Raw genomic sequence first — 16,319 nt, 5'->3', positions numbered from 1 at the left:
CCATCAAACCCCAAAAGATTTTGATTTTGGCAGCAAACCTTAACAGACGTAAGCGCCAAGCAGATGAGCGAACCTATCGAAGTTTTTATCTCCTACTCTCATAAAGAGCGACGATTGCGAGGCATACTCGACGACCATCTCTCTAACCTAAAGCAACAGGGCATAATTAACGCATGGTATGATGGAGATATTGAGGCAGGAGCAGAGTGGGATGCTCAGATTAAGACTCATTTGGAATCGGCTCACGTCATCTTGCTGTTGATCAGTAGCTCCTTTATGGCGTCAAAGTTTTGCTACGAAAAAGAAATGCTAGAAGCGATGCGGCGGCATGAGGCTGAAGAAGCACGAGTGATTCCTATCATTCTTAGACCTGTGGACTGGAAAGGTGCCCCCTTTAGTAAGCTGCAAGCGCTCCCGAAAGACGGTAAGCCGATTACCCGTTGGAGCAACAAGGATGACGCGTTTTTGGATGTGGTTCAGGGTATTCGTCGAGCCGTTGAGAGTCTAAAAAAGTAAACGGTCAACTGCCGCCTGATGCCACCGAGACAGTTGACCAGAACAAACAAGTGCCACTCGCTAAGCTAAGCGGCGTGCCGCTACTACCAACAAACTATTTGCTGCGCCTTAACGAACTCGAAGCACTGAAAGGAAAAGTGCTAGCCCAGACAAATCAACAAGTGGTTGTCACTGGCAGATCGAGACAGGTTGGTGTGCAAGGAATGGGCGGAATTGGCAAAACAGTCTTAGCTACAGCCCTGGCACGGGATGAAGAAGTCAGAAAAGCTTTTTCTGATGGGGTGTTTTGGATAACAGTTGGACAAACGCCCCAGATTTTAACTTGGCAATCCTATCTTGCCCAGGCGTTGGGCGATAAGCAAACGGCTTTTACCGAGATTGGATTGGCGAAAGCACGGTTGCAGGAGTTGTTTGCAGATAAAGCTTGCTTACTGATTTTGGATGATATTTGGCGTTTGGATGATGCTAAGGCGTTTGATGTGTTAGAAGAACGCTGTCAAATGTTAGTTACCACCCGTGATGCAGCGATAGTTACGGGGTTGGAAGGAAAAGAACATCCGCTTGGGGTTTTAGATGAACCACAGGCGTTAGCACTTTTGGCAAATTGGGTAAATCAACGAGAGGAGTTTCCGACGACAGCAAAAGAGGTAGCACGAGAATGTGGGTATTTGCCATTGGCACTGTCCCTAACTGGTGCAATGGTAAGGGACGGTACATCTTGGGAAGATTTGTTAGACGCACTAAAAGAAGCTGAGTTAGAGTCTATTGAGCATGATTATGGCAGCATCTTGAAATCAATTAAAATTAGCATTGATGCACTGCCACCACAAGAAGCACAAAACTATTTGGAACTAGCAGTTTTCCCAGATGATACACCTGTACCGGAAGCCGTTATTGTCAAAATTTGGACGCATAGCAACAGATTAAAGGAACGTAATGCTCGTCAAATCCTGACTAATCTAGAGCGCAAAGCCTTACTCCGTACTACAGGAAAATCTCCTGAACGTCAAGTAGAACTGCATGACTTGCAATACCTTTACTTGCGGGGTGCAGTGTCAAATTTGTCAGAATTACACAGTCGCCTATTGAATGCTTACAGCGAAAAATACCCCTCAGGGTGGCATAGTTTACCAAATGACGGCTATATCTGGCAAAATTTAGCCTATCACTTGCAGGCTGGGGGAAGGGAAACGGAATTACAACAACTGCTGTGTGATTTTCGCTGGTTGCAGGCGAAGTTGGAGAATATCAATATTAATGCTTTGCTAGCAGATTATGATTTTTTGCCTAAAGATGAGAATTTACAGTTAATTCAAGGTGCATTGCAACTGTCGGGACATATTTTAAATCAAGATAAACAGCAATTGCCGGGGCAATTATTAGGGCGGTTGCTGGGTTTTAAAAACACAGAAATTCAAAGATTGTTAACCCAAGCGCAGCAATGCAAAACTCGTTGTTTACTTCCGCAAATAGCAAGCTTGACTCCTCCTGGCGGGCCTTTAGTACGTACTTTGGCAGGTCATAGTAACTCGGTAATTGCACTCACCCTGACTGCTGATGGCAAGTACGTGATTTCTGCTTCCGCTGACAACACCCTCAAAGTCTGGGATTGGCAAACAGGACAAGAATTGCGTACCCTAGCAGGTCATAGTGACAGGGTAAATGCAGTTGCCCTCACCCCAGATGGCAAGTACGTGATTTCTGCTTGCTATGACAACACCCTCAAAGTCTGGAATTGGCAAACAGGACAAGAATTGCGTACCCTAGCAGGTCATAGTGACAGGGTAAGTGCAGTTGCCCTCACCCCAGATTGCAAGTACGTGATTTCTGCTTCCTTTGACAACACCCTCAAAGTCTGGAATTGGCAAACCGGAGAACAATTGCGTACCCTAGCAGGTCATAGTTACTGGGTAAATGCACTCACCCTGACTGCTGATGGCAAGTACGTGATTTCTGCTTCCCGTGACAACACCCTCAAAGTCTGGGATTGGCAAACAGGACAACAACTGCGTACCCTAGAAGGTCATAGTGATTGGGTAAATGCACTCACCCTGACTGCTGATGGCAAGTATGTGATTTCTGCTTCCTCTGACTACACCCTCAAAGTCTGGAATTGGCAAACCGGAGAACAATTGCGTACCCTAGCAGGTCATAGTAACTCGGTAAATGCAGTTGCCCTAACCCCAGATGGCAAGTACGTGATTTCTGCTTCCTCTGACTACACCCTCAAAGTCTGGGATTTGCAAACAGGAGAACAATTGCTTACCCTAGAAGGTCATAGTGACTGGGTAAGTGCAGTTGCCCTCACCCCAGATGGCAAGTACGTGATTTTTGTTTCCTTTGACTACACCCTCAAAGTCTGGGATTTGCAAACAGGAGAACAACTGTGTACTCTAGCAGGTCATAGTAACTCGGTAAGTGCACTCACCCTGACTGCTGATGGCAAGTACGTGATTTATGCTTTCCATGACAAGACCCTCAAAGTCTCGAATTGGCAAACTGGGGAAGTAATTGCAAGTTTCGCAGGGGAAAGTCCAATCTATCGCTGTGCTGTTGCGCCCGATGGAGTGAGAGTTGTTGCTTGGGATGAATCAGGAGGGATGCATTTTTTGCGATTGCAAGGCACAAAAGAGTAATATCAGGTTCGGTTAATTGCTTATAAATCCTTGGTGAACCCCACCCCGGTTTTGTCTAACGCCAAAACCTCCCCTCCCCTTACTAAGGGGAGGGGATTGAGGGGTGGGGTTCAGACATTGCCCAAATCATAACTAATTAACCGAACCTGGTATAATTCATAATTCAGGGTTTGGGAATGTGCATCTTAAGAGTATAAAAACTTTTGATTGCAACTTGGTATCAGGAGGCGGAGCCTCCCAACCCTCGTTCCCAGGCTGAGCCTGGGAACGAGATGTCGAGGCAGAGCCTCGTTGTTGATACTGCTGCAAGATCTGAGTATAAAAACTTTTATAGATTAACCGTTTGTCTACCATTCTCAGGTGTGTAATAACCGTTACTATCTCCAGCTTTCGCGTTTTCCAAAACTTCCTTACCTGTAATCAATCTTGCGCCACGCTTGCGGGTGAAATAGTTCCAGCCCCACTGAATCATGACTACCAGCTTGTTGTCAAACTCAATTAAGAAGTAGATGTGAATAAACAGCCAAAATAGCCACGCCAAGAAGCCTGTAAATTTGAAAAACCCTAAGTCTACAACGGCAGAGTTTTGTCCAATAACCGCTAAACTACCCCAATCAAAATAACGAAATTGTGGTAAGGTTTTACCTTTGAGCCGTTGTTTGATCAGTGAGGCAACGTACTGTCCTTCTTGCATCGCTACGGGTGCAACACCAGGTAGGGGTTTGCCGTTTTGATGAGCAAAATTTGCTAAGTCTCCAATGACAAATATATTGGAGTGTTCTTTAAGACTCAAATCAGGTTCAACAATAACTCGTCCAGCGCGATCGCACTCAACACCTGTACTTTCTGCGAGCATTTTTCCCAGAGGCGAAGCTTTCACACCTGCTGCCCATAATACTGTCTTGGCATGAATCTGCGTCACCTCTTCACCTTGTTTGAGGCTGACAACATCGCCTTCTATGTTCGTAACCATTGTTTTTGGTTGTACGGTGACACCCAAGCGGGTTAGTGATGTTTCTGCTTGTTTTGATAACTGTGGTGCAAACGGTGGGAGAACCCGATCCAAACCTTCTAGGAGTAAAACTTGCGCTTCGGAAGTGTCGATATTGCGGAAGTCCTCTTTCATCGTGTGATAAGCTAGTTCTGCGATCGCACCTGCTAATTCCACACCAGTAGGACCACCACCAACAATCACAAAAGTTAACCAAGCACGACGTTTTTCAGGATCAGTTTCCTTTTCTGCAGCTTCAAACGCCATGAAGATGCGGTGACGCATTTCTATCGCATCTTCCACAGTTTTTAAACCGGGAGCAAATTCTTCCCACTGATCCTTGCCAAAATAGGAATGCTTTGCACCCGTCGCCAGGATTAAAGAATCATAATGTATTGCTTCCCCACCCATAAAGACTTTTTGTGCTTGAGGATCGATATTATTCACCTCTGCCAACAGCACTTTCGTATTTTTGCTCTTATTCAGTACAGAACGCAGGGGAGAGGAAATATCAGCGGGAGATATCGCACCAGTAGCGACTTGGTATAAAAGCGGTTGAAATAAGTGAAAATTACGTTTATCAATGAGAGTCACATGAACATCAGCACGCGAGAGTGCTTTGGCTGCATATAATCCTCCGAATCCACCACCGACAATGACTACGTGATGGGGTGGCTGATTTTCTACTGTGTTCACCATAAGATTTATTTCCTTTTATTTCTTTACTGTTATTTTTATTAACCAATCTTAAGCATTTGCGTCAGAGTAGCTCTGCTCATTTTTAACATATGAAGAAATGTAAATCGAGCATAACATACATTTACAATGTAAGATTTATTATTTTTAGGACTTACCCATTGACTAAAGTCTGATTATGTGCGTTGAGTTATACCTGTTTACTGAACGGAAGTTTGCGATTAAGAGCTTACCTTCGTATCTTCTTTTTTATAGCGGTCAGATTCATCAAATTATGCAGTTAGAGTATATATGGGAAAAAATGCCAGCAGATGGCTTACAGATTTGATGTCTGGGGCTTTCACACACAAAGCGCCTATTTGTAAAGTGCGTAAGTCCTAACTTTTTCTTTTTTATATGGTTGTGGTAAATGCAAACCCTGGCTGTATGGGCTAGCGTCTAGCAGCATGGCTAAAGTTCAATTCTTCAGCAACGGCGATAAAGTACCGTAGATGTCGGAGTTCTATCATGACTGGAACTACTATATCTTTGACATATATAGCAATCCTATATGAGTTGTGAGAATTTATCGATTAGCAACAAGACGCCAAGGACGCCAAGAAACAGAGGAGAAAATCTTACGTAAGCGCAAAGCGCACGCCAAAGGCGAACGCGCAGCGTGCCCGCAGGGCTTATGATTTAGGACTGCTATAGTTTAGTCTGAAAAAAGATATCTCTGATCTAGAAGGGGCAATATTATGAATCGAATAAATAAGGTAGTGCTGGTTGGTGGTACCCACGGAAATGAATTCACAGGTGCATACTTAATTAAAAAGTTTGAGCAATATCCCCATCTCATTCAGCGAGATAGCTTTGAAACTTTAACCTTTTTTGGCAACCCCAAAGCTTTTGAGGTAGCAAGGCGTTACATTGATAAGGACTTGAATCGTTGCTTCAAAATTCAAGATCTGGAAAATCCGACGCTTTCCACTTATGAAGAAATCAGGGCAAAAGACATCAACGAAATGCTGGGAGGCAAAGGCAAATCTCCGGTAGATATCATTTTGGATTTGCACTCAACAACTTCAAATATGGGACTAAGCATCTTGTTAGACAACTTTCTCCATCCGTTCAATCTACAATTAGCTGCCCATCTCAGTTTAACTCATCCAGAAGTGAAGGTTTGTTGGGCACCACTAATTGAAAGTCGCTGCCTCCAATCAATCAGTGAATTCGGTTTTGCTATTGAAGTTGGTGCTGTAGCTCAGGCAGTCTTGAATGCAGAGTTATTTCAGAAAACAGAAAAACTTGTTGAGACAATTTTGGACTATTTAGAAGCATATAATCAAGGTTCAATTTCACAGACCAATAGCACGCTCACACTTTATGAATATGTGAAGGATATCGACTATCCCAGAAATGATTTGGGAGAAATTCAAGCAATGATTCACCCACAACTTCAGTTTCGGGATTATGAACCTCTTAATCCTGGCGATCCAATGTTTTTAACCTTTGATGGTAAAGAGATTGTTTATGAAGGAGAATCAACTGTGTATCCAATATTCATCAATGAAGCTGCTTACTACGAGAAAGGAATTGCTATGGGTTTAACCGAAAAGCGACACGTTACTGTTTAGAGCAATGGCACGAATTTCTGGTTAAATTCTTATATTACAAAGGTTTTAAGGCGGAGGATTCTATTATGTGTAATCTAAAAAAAAGGAACGAGGTGTAGATCCGAACCCGTTTACCCTGACACGTAAGTATTCTCCGTCTTTCAATATCTCTACTGGTTAGCGATGGCTTCGCCTGCCCTATGCCCCAAGATGCCTTCAGCATCTTGCCCTGAGCTGAGTCCTGCGGACACGCTACGCGAACGCTCAGGGAGAGGGTTTTCTGGAGAAAAACCCTCTGGACATATACGGGCGATCGCCAATGGTTAGGCTCCTAGAGCTAAGTATCGCCTGACTAGAGAATGAATGGGCGTTTTATCTAATGTGTCAATGTATAAGTCCTAACAAGATGTATTGAAGATCATAGATTTCGTTAATTTAAAACTCTGTCTGTAGAGCAAGTGAATTTGTTCCTATGGTAGACGTTTAGTAAAACGGCAGGATTTATGCTATTTACAATTGCGATTGCCTACGGCAGAGCTACGCTTAACGCCCAGAAGAATTACCACAATATTTGATTGATGCATGAATTTCTTCATCTGTAACTGAATGAAGATAAATGACTTAAAACCAAGTGCTGCTACTCACTACCTGGCTTTAGAGTTGGATTTTGAACTATGAGAAAAGCTATTTTCCTGATACTGCCTATTGCCTTGATCCTCTTCCCCAACCAAAGAACGCAAGCCCAACAAGTAGAGTCTACCTTTGATCGTCCCTATTTGGTGTTAGTAAAAGGAGACACTCCTAACAGTTGTAGCTTTACCTCCAGGGATGTTCTGGAACAGACGGCGGACATTGTTCAGGATTTGCAGTTTGTCCGCCCTGGTGACTCGCCAGAGCAAGTCAGATATGAAGTGCGCTTCGCTCCTGATCAGCCTTATGCGCGTAATGGATTGCAATGGACTGCACTTGCAGGAGGAAACTATACTCAGGCTGTTGTAAATTTCCGCGAGAACCGCGCCCAAGAGCGCACTTTCACAATGGCAATTAATTACAACCAACCTAATCAAAAACTGTGTCAGTGGGTGGTACGAGATCCACAACAGGGAACTCAATCCGTCTCCCCAGGTTCACCCGTCTCCCCAGGTTCATCCGTCTCCCCAGCTTCACCTGTCTCCCCAGGTTCACCCGTCTCCCCAGGTTCATCTCCAAGGCAGTAAGAAATTGCCTTGTTGTCGAGTAAGAGATTATCTAAATGCGAGTATTGAAACCATAATCCGGAACAGTGCAACTTTATTTTCTAGCTCTTTGTGTTTTTTTAGATACAACTGAGATGCACTGACGTTCTGGAACACTCGCAATGCTCAGATATCTCACAAAGCGCAAAATACTAGCTGCCTTATTTATACTAGTTATCTGCCTTAGCGTAGTATACGGTTGCTTTTCTGGGCAAAAAGCCTTTTCATCAGCACCCCAATTGCTCACAGATCCATTTCTACAACTCCCCACGCAATCTTCAGTGCGAGTTGTGTGGTTTACTGAGTTTGCTGGTTCCAAACATAATGTTGCATATGGCGACAATCTCCAGCAAACAGCCGTAGCGAATACGACTAAACTCAGCCGTACACGAGAAGATCAAGAATCAAAAGTAGGAAACCAAAAGGAAAATGGACAAGTTTACAAGCAACCAGTCTCACGTGATATTTGGCGACATGAGGCCCAAGTCGTTGGCTTAACTGGGCTTAAACGAGTGTCTTATCGTGTCACGAGTGTACGAGAAGATGGTAAGAGTATTAGCAGCAATACTTTCACGCTTGCACCTACCCCAACTCCCGGAACACCATTAAAAATTCTCCTAACTTCTGATCATCAATTGAAACCAATGATAGCAGCAAATCTGCAAAAGGTCGTGGAAACTGTTGGTAAAGTGGATGCAGTTTGGTTAGCAGGAGATACAGTGAATATTGCAGATCGTGCCTCAGAATGGTTTGATGATAATGGAGGTGGTGCTTTCTTCCCTTGTTTACAAGGTCGTGCCAAGTTTGAAACAGATGTGAATGGAATAAAGACATCTTTTATTGGTGGAGAAATTATTCAACATGCCCCAATGTTTACCAGTATTGGTAATCATGAAGTGATGGGACGCTTTGGCAAGGGTGGAAGTTTAGGCGATGAATTTAATGATGCGTTTCCGCGTCCAGTTGCGATGAAGTTGTATGGGGAAAAATCGCTGAAAAATAATTCTTATAATACTGATACCTACGAAGAAATTTTCACTTTACCTGAGAGTAAAGAAGGTGGAGAAAGTTATTATGCAGTCAGTTTTGGTGATGTGCGTCTAGTCGTTCTATATGCGACGAATATGTGGCGGACTCCCAATATGGATGCAGAAGCGAGGGGGAAGTATCGGGAAAGAGATAAAGATTTGCAAAATCCAGAAAATTGGGGTTACGGACAAGTTATTTTTGAACCAATTGCCAAAGGAAGTCAGCAGTACAACTGGTTAGAAAAAGAACTCAACAGTCCTGAGTTTAAACAAGCAAAATATAAAGTCGTGATGTTTCATCATCCACCTCATTCTTTAGGCGACAATATTGTTCCTGCTTATACTAATCCCGTGCAGATTATTGAACGTGATGCGAATCGCAATGTTAAAACGGTACGTTACAAATACCCCAAAAAATCAGATTATTTGATTCGCGATGTGATTCCCTTACTTGAAGCAGCTAAAGTACAGATGGTATTCTATGGGCACTCGCATATCTGGAACCGTTTTCTTAGTCAGTCGGGAATGCACTTTTTAGAAACATCAAATGTTGGCAATACTTACGGTGCTTTCTTGAGTGGCGATAAGCGATCAGTTCCATCAGGTGACAAAAAGGATTATGCTGCACTTGGGGATCCCAATGGGTTAGAACCAGTTTTACCAACGATCGCTCCATTACCCGACAAAGATGGCAAACCCATACCGTATATTGCCAGTAATGATCTTACAGCTTTCAGCATTTTTGATACGGGTAAGGGTACAGTCAGCAGTTATCGTTTCAATACAAGTCAGCCAGATTCAAAAGTTGTGAAGTTTGATGAGTTTCAGTTGCGATAGGATTCGTTCGTTGCACTGCGGTGTGAGACTACCTCAACGCGTGTAGGGCTGTGCTGTCATTAAACCAGGCACAATCCGATAATGTTTCACATTGAAGGTGCAGAGTGTTGCACCTCGTCCAACTGCACAGGCAGCAATCAAAGCATCAAGCAATCCCAAACTATTTGACAAGTGATAGGTTGTAAAATCTGACAGAGCAGGAGCGCAATCAGCTTCAGTAGCCCAAACCACAGGCAATGGAGCAACGAGCTTGAGGGCATTACGAACTTGTTGCATATTGCGAGCATCTTGAATGAGCTCCATAACCACAAAGCCGGGAACACTGGGCACCTCTGGTAGGTTCGCAAACCAAGCTATTGCAGGAGCATGACCACGCTGAATATCGATCAGAACATCAGTGTCTAACAGGTACATCAACTCTACCTATAATTTTGATCGCATTTGAGCCTCATGACGCAGCTGGCGGGCGTATGCTTGACTATCAGTGATGTCAGGTCGTGAATTGATGATGCCTTCACTCTGCCAATAAGCAACAAGCTCTGCTCCGGTCTTAGGCGGATTAGCTAGAACTTGTCTAGTAGACAGAATCCGGAGAATGTATTCCGACAAGGGTAAGTTTAGCTCAGAAGCTTCAATGCAAAGTTCATTCTCCAGCTCTTCTGGTAGGTCAAGGTTAATACTCACTCCATTCCTCCTGTTTAGTTTTAGTTCTAAACTCCTTTAATTATTATCCACCAACTGAACAACTCCCCATTGTCCATTCGTTAACCAAGCAGAGTCTGACTTTTCCACTTCCTCCAAAACTTCCGGTTTAATTCCTGCTGCAACTTCCGATTTCAAAGTGCGTAGGGCTACCATTGGGACGGGTAAGTAACACACGATATCTGAGATTTTAGTCGTAAAATCCCAATGTCTATCTCCTAACAATCTTCGATAATTTGCATCTCCTTTAATAACTATCAAATTGGAATGAGATAAATCATTTTTTAGAGACTCAGGTATTTCCCAAAAAGCTAAAGGTGATGTCCAAAAATAATCGTCAGACAAAACTAACTGCTCTGATGCAATATATTCTTGTAGTCTTTTAGCAAAGGATGTCACTTCTGGATTGCTTGAGGCTAATAAAAATTCTGTTGTTTGATGCACATCTTTTATCATGGCATCAGAGACGAATGTTGGGTGAGACTTTAAATGCAATCTCACAAGGCTCGCGACACCACTACCTAAAAGATAATCTACCAAACACAAATCACAGACAAGTTCAAAGCCAGCATTATCTACAACAAAGTCAACACGTCCGGAATTGCTATTCACTAACAATTCTGTGACTTTGAGTGCATCATCTACTAATATGTGAGATTGTTGATTTTGAATATCAAAACGACTGCGGTCAGTCTCAAATGCTGACCACAAACTAAGGTCAACTCGATTTCCCCACAAACCAAAATATAATAATGTTATCAAAGCTGTTTGCCTTGATTGATTTTCTTGCTCTGATACATTCAACCATCCATTCACTTGAGTGCATAAAGCAACGATTGAGTCAAGGGATGTTTCTAAACCTTGACGTTTTTGCAACTCAAATGGATCTACACCTTGCCACTCACCAGCACGAAAGTAGTTGGTAATTTGTAGAAGATATCTATAAAAATAAGTTTCCGCGAAAAACCAGGGAATATCTATCCAACGCTGTTCTTTATATGGTTCTAAATATCTAGACCAATCTGCAAAATCTGAACTAGTATCATCTACAAGAGTTGGCAAATATCCCGATGGCAGTTCACTGGCTAGTTTCTCTAAGCTGGCATTAATATTGGCTGGAAACTTATTTTCAGCGATAACTCTACGGGCAATACTAGGCATCCGTTGAGTAACTGTAAATTCGGTAAACGTACCAGCTTCTACAGCCACAAGTGGTTGTGGTAGGGGTAATCTAGGAGTATTGGATTTTTGTTTCACTCGCTTTTGTTTGTGATAGCACCACTTTCAAATATTGCGGTATTTTGTTAACAAACCTTACAGATTTAAGATTCAGTTTAGAAATGTATCATTAATGCAGTCGTTAACTTGACTGCAACTTTCTTAAATAGAACTTACGCACCATCTGCCAGAAACCCGGTTTCTTCGTTCGTATTTGGTTACGAAACAGAGGATTTTTGGTAGAAACCGGGTTTGTTTGCGTAAGTCCTGTTAAAGAAGCAAAACTTTTGGATATGGTGTCCGCGTGGAAGCTATCGCTTTTTGAATCAGTATTACTTGTTAGCTGACCCCGGCTCAGTAAGCGTGCGGTGCAGTTCGGCACTGACGGTATCAGGCAAGATTTTGCTCACGGTGCCCAGAATCTTGGTTTGGAGTGAGCCTGCGATGACCTCATCCTTGCCCGCCATCAAAGCTTCAAAACCCTGCTTGGCGACTTCGGCTGCGTCGTCCTTTTGACTCACGCCCGCCTTGGTATCGTTCATATCCGCGCGCTGGAAGAAGTTGGTATTGGTCGGTCCGGGCATGAGGACGGTGACGGTGACGCCCGTGTCCTTCAGTTCGCTGCGCAGTCCCTGGGAAAAGGAGTGGACAAACGCCTTGGAGGCTGCGTAGACTGCCTCGAACGGTCCAGGCATCAAAGCGGCGATCGAGGAAGTAAAGAGGATGCGACCCTTACCGCGAGTAACCATGTCTTTCACCACCCGCTTAGCGAGATGGACAGTCGATACGACGTTCAGATTGATCAGATTGAGTTCGTCCTGTAGATCGGTTTCGCGGGCAAAGTCACCGCCAACACCAACACCTGCGTTGATCGCGATCGCATCCACTGGTCGGTTCGCTGCCTTAATCTTGTTGTAGAGCGTCTCAACCCCGTCATAGGTGGCAAGATCGGACTGCACCGTCTCGACTTTGACACCTAGTCCAACGAAAGCTTGAGCGGCTTCGTCAATGCTTGAGCCAGTAGCTGTGATGATCAAATCAAAGCCATTTTGGGCAAACTGTTTGGCAAGTTCGTAGCCGATACCGTTAGAGGCACCCGTTACGACAGCCAGAGGTCGAATTAAGGAACTGTTCTTCATAACCGTCGAAACTCCTATATGATGACTCCACGCTTGTTTGCTATGACTTGCAAGTCTTTCGATACCAGATGGTTTGCGTGGACTGTGAGCTTTTAACCCTTAAAATCCTAAGAACGTAGTAGTGTGATTACGTCTTTCCAAGGAAGTATCGCCCTTTGTGTCTTTAGGATTACTTTTCTAGAGTTCCGTTTATACTTCTAACCCTCATTTACCTAAATCGGGCACTCATCCCACGCTTCGTATCAATTTTAAAGTGAAACGGTCTTAATGCCATTCGGCTATAGCGTCTACCTAGTGTTTGACCTATCATTAAAGTCACCATGTGTTGAAGAAGTTCTTATCACATTTGATAAAGCTTTCGGCACACAATTAAAGTTACTCATATTTACACAATATTTAAAAAAGTAGACGAGTTACCTATGAAACTAAGCCTGTGCATGATTGTCAAAAACGAAGAAGCAACGCTGTCTAAATGTCTTGGCAGTGTGAAAAATGTCGTCGATGAAATGGTAGTATTAGATACAGGTTCTACAGACAGCACTCCACAAATTGCTCAAAAATTTGGTGCGAAAGTGCATCATTTTGAATGGTGTAATGACTTTAGTGCTGCTCGCAATGAAGCTTTAAAATACGTCACAGGTGATTGGATTCTTGTCTTAGATGCAGATGAAACTCTCACCCAGAAAATTGTACCGCAGTTGAAGCAGGCGATACGAAGGGAAGAATACCTCCTGATCAACCTTCTGCGCCATGAGGTAGAAGCAGAACAATCTCCTTACTCGCTGGTTTCGCGCCTGTTCCGCAATCATCCAGATATCCGCTTTTCTCGCCCTTACCATGCGTTAGTGGATGATAGCGTGTCTGAAATTTTAACTCAGGAACCAGGTTTGCAAGTTGGCTATTTGGAAGGGGTTGCTATTTCACACACAGGATACCAAAAAAATGCCATAGCTCAACAAGATAAATTTACCAAAGCACAAGCAGCGATGGAAGGTTTTCTTGCTTCTCATCCTAATGATCCTTATGTTTGTAGTAAGTTGGGGGGGCTTTATGTAAAAATCGGGAAAATAGTAGAAGGTATCAAGTTGTTGGCGCAGGGAGTTGCGAATTGTGAGGAGGAGTACGAGACTTTATACGAACTCTACTATCATCTTGGTATTGCTTACTCTCGTTTGCAAAATTATAAAAATGCGATCGCCCACTATGATGCTGCAGTGAAATTGCCTATTTACCCTATTCTGAAATTAGGAGCATACAACAATCTTGGCAATTTACTCAAAGCAACTGGAGATTTAAATGGTGCTAAAACTGCTTACGAAGCAACAATCAAGATTGACTCCAGTTTCGTCCCAGGATATTACAATCTGGGGATGACGCTAAAGGAAATGAGTTTATTCAAAGATGCTATCTTAGCTTATCAAAAAGCAATTGAGTTAAGTCCTAAATATGCTGATGCGTACCAAAACTTGGGGGTATTGCTGCTGAAACTTGGCTATGTAAAAGATAGTCTTGTGAGTTTTCAAAAAGCGATCGCCCTTCACGAAGAACAGCAAAATCCGCAAGAGGCGAAACGACTGCGCCAAGGTTTGAAAGAAATGGGCTTGTTGCGTTAGTCAACAGTTGACTAATGACCAAGAAAGGGGTGTAGGGGAGCCAGTACTTGATGAGGGTCTCCCTCCGTAGGTATCTGGCGTGTATGGGGGTGTAAGGGTCTAAGGGGAAGAGAAAATTTTCTTTGTTGCCACGCCGCCGGAACCAACAAGGACGCAAGCCCCTTATTTTAATATTGGAAAGAAAAGAAAGGGAAGTTTCAAGCCCAAACCGCCACTAAAGCGAACGGCGCTGCGCGTTTTATTCATGGGGTTCCCCTACACCCCTACACCCTTACCCCCTTACACCCTGCCCGTTCGCGCAGCGTGTCCGTAAGGACTTAGGGCGTTGACTAATGACTAAATAAGTGATTTGACAAATTTTTCAAATCTATCCATTCCCTTTTCAATTGTTGCCATATCGGTGGCGTAGGAAAGGCGAATATTGTCATCACCAGCAAAGGCGATTCCAGGAATAACTGCTACTTGCTCTTTTTCTAGCAACCTGTTAGAAAAATCCAGAGATTTTAGCCCTGTTTTGCTAATGTCGGGAAATAAGTAGAAAGCGCCGTCTGGTTTTGGACAACTCAGCCCAGGAATAGCGTTAAGTCTTTCATACATGACTTCTCGTCGTTTGGCGAAGGCTTGCAGCATTTCTTCGACACAATCTTGCGAACCTTCCAAAGCTGCGATCGCCCCATATTGAGCAAAGGTACAAACATTCGACACACTATGGCTTTGGATGGTAATTGTTGCTTTAATCAAATCAATAGGTCCTGCCAAATATCCGATGCGCCATCCTGTCATGGAGTAAGCTTTGGCAAACCCATTGCTGATAATAGTTCGCTCAAAAATCTCTGGTCCTAGCGAACCAATGCTGACCTGTTTAACACCATCGTAGAGAATCTTCTCATAAATTTCGTCGGAAACGACAAGAATGTCAGTCTCAACGATAATTTGGGCGATCGCCTGAATTTCCTCTGGTGTGTAAACCATACCAGTAGGATTAGATGGCGAGTTGAGGATAAAAAGCTTTGTCTTGGGCGTAATCGACTTACGCAACTGTTCTGGTGTAATTTTGTAACCTGTCGAAACATCTGTGGGGACAATCACAGAGACTCCACCAGCAAGCGTCACCATTTCCGGATAACTTAACCAGTAGGGCGCGGGGATGATAACTTCATCTCCAGGTTCAATCAGCGCCAGTATTAAGTTAAACAGAGAATGTTTCCCACCGTTGGTGACAATAACATTTTCTGCTTTGTAATCAAGACCATTGTCAGTTTTTAACTTGCGAGCAATGGCTTCTCTTAACTTTGGTTCCCCAGATGCAGGTCCATACTTGGTTTTACCTTCGTCCAAAGCTTTCTGTGCAGCAGCTTTGACGTGCGCTGGACTATCAAAGTCCGGTTCTCCAGCGCTAAAACTACAAACATCAATTCCTTCTGCCTTCATTGCCTTAGCCTTGGCTGCAATAGCTAAAGTTATAGAAGGTGCTACTTGACTTACTCGTTGCGCCAGCTTCATGTCACTCGTTTGGCAAACTTCTGACTTACTTTACAATATCTCAGAAGTTCTATTAATATTTGTCTCTTAACAATTCCTTTGTTGAAAGAATAAAATTTATGGGGCGATCGCGAGGCCCTGCTGCCTAAGCGCAAAGCGCACGCTACGCTAACGGCAGATCGGCTGTTTGTTATCTCTGGGATGAACTGTGGATAGTGGATACAGAGAGTAAATGTGTTTTTTTACTTTATTATCTACGTAAGTTTCTACTCAACCACCAACCCCCACAAATAGAAAAATCCCAGCATCCCTGCCAACTTAAGCGGCATTATCAAGTGTGGGGGATGACTTGGGAATTCTTGAGCAACTAACTGTAGGAACTAGAAATCGCAAGGTGTTTAAGCCTCAGATTTAGTTTTCCCATCGAAAATTTTCTCGCTCATTCAATAATTCGGAATTTGGTACAAAGATTTAGTATTTCATCCCCGTTAGGGGAAGAGGTTATGCAAAGGAAATCGCAAAAGCTTACCAAAGAGCATTTGCTGGTTTGTTTCCATCCCCGTTAGGGGAAGAGGTAATGGAAAGAGTTCGCTCAGGGAGCCTTAGTGGGAGCGGATTTCAGACGCCAAAT

13 protein-coding genes and 1 pseudogene are annotated in these 16,319 nt (G+C 43.5%); 7 read left to right on the top strand and 7 right to left on the bottom strand.

Going from position 1 to position 16,319, the window contains the following annotated elements; genetic code table 11:
- Positions 1 to 63 precede the first annotated feature (63 nt).
- Positions 64 to 516, top strand: coding sequence for a toll/interleukin-1 receptor domain-containing protein (locus DP114_RS22430; RefSeq protein ID WP_169263299.1), 453 nt, complete (start codon positions 64 to 66; stop codon positions 514 to 516).
- A gap of 50 nt (positions 517 to 566) precedes the next feature.
- On the top strand, positions 567 to 3,152 hold the full coding sequence (locus tag DP114_RS22425) for an NB-ARC domain-containing protein (protein WP_246162656.1): 2,586 nt from the start codon (positions 567 to 569) through the stop codon (positions 3,150 to 3,152).
- Positions 3,153 to 3,480: 328 nt separating this feature from the next.
- Here the strand turns inward: DP114_RS22425 and DP114_RS22420 are convergent, their stop codons facing one another.
- Both DP114_RS22420 and DP114_RS36390 read right to left on the bottom strand, forming a co-directional pair.
- Positions 3,481 to 4,842 carry an NAD(P)/FAD-dependent oxidoreductase gene (locus DP114_RS22420; RefSeq protein ID WP_171977172.1) on the bottom strand — a complete coding sequence of 454 codons (1,362 nt, stop codon included), beginning with the start codon at positions 4,840 to 4,842 and terminating at the stop codon, positions 3,481 to 3,483.
- Between the two features lie 431 nt (positions 4,843 to 5,273).
- Positions 5,274 to 5,345, bottom strand: a pseudogene (locus DP114_RS36390) (LysR family transcriptional regulator); the annotation flags it as partial.
- Positions 5,346 to 5,576: 231 nt separating this feature from the next.
- Between DP114_RS36390 and DP114_RS22415 the strand changes: the two are divergent.
- The 4 genes from DP114_RS22415 to DP114_RS22400 all read left to right on the top strand — a co-directional run bounded on the left by DP114_RS22415 (position 5,577) and on the right by DP114_RS22400 (position 9,534).
- Complete coding sequence (locus DP114_RS22415; RefSeq protein WP_171977171.1) at positions 5,577 to 6,455, top strand: aspartoacylase; 879 nt, start codon at positions 5,577 to 5,579, stop codon at positions 6,453 to 6,455.
- Positions 6,456 to 6,617: 162 nt separating this feature from the next.
- Positions 6,618 to 6,761 carry a hypothetical protein gene (locus DP114_RS22410; RefSeq protein WP_171977170.1) on the top strand — a complete coding sequence of 48 codons (144 nt, stop codon included), beginning with the start codon at positions 6,618 to 6,620 and terminating at the stop codon, positions 6,759 to 6,761.
- A gap of 347 nt (positions 6,762 to 7,108) precedes the next feature.
- The gene (locus tag DP114_RS22405) at positions 7,109 to 7,651 is read left to right on the top strand and encodes a hypothetical protein (protein WP_246162654.1); all 543 of its coding nucleotides are present in this window, start codon (positions 7,109 to 7,111) and stop codon (positions 7,649 to 7,651) included.
- Positions 7,652 to 7,791: 140 nt separating this feature from the next.
- A complete protein-coding gene (locus tag DP114_RS22400; protein ID WP_171977169.1) occupies positions 7,792 to 9,534 on the top strand; it encodes a metallophosphoesterase family protein in 1,743 nt (580 codons plus the stop codon).
- Between the two features lie 33 nt (positions 9,535 to 9,567).
- Here the strand turns inward: DP114_RS22400 and DP114_RS22395 are convergent, their stop codons facing one another.
- The 4 genes from DP114_RS22395 to DP114_RS22380 form a co-directional block, all read right to left on the bottom strand.
- On the bottom strand, positions 9,568 to 9,948 hold the full coding sequence (locus DP114_RS22395) for a PIN domain-containing protein (RefSeq protein WP_171977168.1): 381 nt from the start codon (positions 9,946 to 9,948) through the stop codon (positions 9,568 to 9,570).
- A 9-nt stretch (positions 9,949 to 9,957) separates the two neighbouring features.
- Positions 9,958 to 10,218, bottom strand: coding sequence for a hypothetical protein (locus DP114_RS22390; RefSeq protein ID WP_169263306.1), 261 nt, complete (start codon positions 10,216 to 10,218; stop codon positions 9,958 to 9,960).
- A gap of 36 nt (positions 10,219 to 10,254) precedes the next feature.
- Positions 10,255 to 11,493, bottom strand: coding sequence for a damage-control phosphatase ARMT1 family protein (locus tag DP114_RS22385; protein WP_171977167.1), 1,239 nt, complete (start codon positions 11,491 to 11,493; stop codon positions 10,255 to 10,257).
- A gap of 293 nt (positions 11,494 to 11,786) precedes the next feature.
- Complete coding sequence (locus tag DP114_RS22380; RefSeq protein WP_171977166.1) at positions 11,787 to 12,593, bottom strand: SDR family NAD(P)-dependent oxidoreductase; 807 nt, start codon at positions 12,591 to 12,593, stop codon at positions 11,787 to 11,789.
- Between the two features lie 437 nt (positions 12,594 to 13,030).
- Between DP114_RS22380 and DP114_RS22375 the strand changes: the two genes are divergently transcribed.
- A complete protein-coding gene (locus DP114_RS22375; RefSeq protein ID WP_171978266.1) occupies positions 13,031 to 14,206 on the top strand; it encodes a glycosyltransferase in 1,176 nt (391 codons plus the stop codon).
- Positions 14,207 to 14,542: 336 nt separating this feature from the next.
- Here the strand turns inward: DP114_RS22375 and DP114_RS22370 are convergent, their stop codons facing one another.
- Entirely contained in the window at positions 14,543 to 15,709 is a 1,167-nt protein-coding gene (locus DP114_RS22370) for a pyridoxal phosphate-dependent aminotransferase (RefSeq protein WP_171977165.1), read from the bottom strand.
- Between the last annotated feature and the right edge of the window lie 610 nt (positions 15,710 to 16,319).

Source organism: Brasilonema sennae CENA114, from assembly GCF_006968745.1.
Lineage (GTDB): Bacteria > Cyanobacteriota > Cyanobacteriia > Cyanobacteriales > Nostocaceae > Brasilonema > Brasilonema sennae.
This window is presented reverse-complemented; position numbering and strand designations above follow the sequence as displayed.